Origin of the sequence: Thalassotalea sp. G20_0 (assembly GCF_017744175.1) — a bacterium.
GTDB lineage: Bacteria > Pseudomonadota > Gammaproteobacteria > Pseudomonadales > Endozoicomonadaceae > Endozoicomonas.
The window spans coordinates 1-628 of sequence record NZ_JAGHQV010000425.1; the positions used below are offsets into that span (position 1 = coordinate 1).

Annotated in this window: 1 protein-coding gene; it reads left to right on the forward strand. The window is 56.5% G+C overall.

The annotated features are described in order from the left end of the window. Positions 1–628 (forward strand): hypothetical protein (locus tag J7438_RS28755; RefSeq protein ID WP_209279074.1); only part of this gene is annotated, 628 nt, incomplete at both ends.

A 628-nucleotide genomic window follows, 5' to 3' on the forward strand; every position in this document is an offset into this window, starting at 1 on the left:
CGATGCGGCGGCGGAAGATGCAGCGGCCAGCATTGAGGATGCATTAGAGGAGTTTATGTCAGATACCGATGTTCTGGGCTCCCTGGGTGATGGGCTCAAAAGTAGTGTTAAGGATTTGATGGCCAAGTCACCCGCCCCGCCACAGCATGCACCCGGCGGCGGCGACGACTGGGCCCATATCCGCATTCGTGACAAAGGCGGCAGTGGCAAAATAAAAGAACCGGCGTGTCGTCGTAAAAGAGCCTTGGCCGGGGGTGGCATGGGCGCTTGTGCCGCCGATGAGTTGTATGACAAGGCCGTAAAAAGGATAGTTGCAGGAGGCGTTGTTGGATTATCTGCACCCGGCCTGATGGCCGGTTTTGCCGAAACACTGGCTGTCGGACTCCTGACCCCGGAATTACTTATGATCATTGCTGCAGCCGTGGCACTCGGCGTTGCCGGCTGGGTAGGTTATGAAGTTTACGAACTGGTAGAAGATGGGAAGAAGAAGGAAGGCGGGGATGATAGTGATGATGATTCATCTGACAATGACAACTCCGGTCACCATCACTCATCCGGTGGCAGTGGTAACAGAGGAACCACGCCCACCAGTGGATTGTTAACCACCGGCCAGCCGCCCGTCACGGGC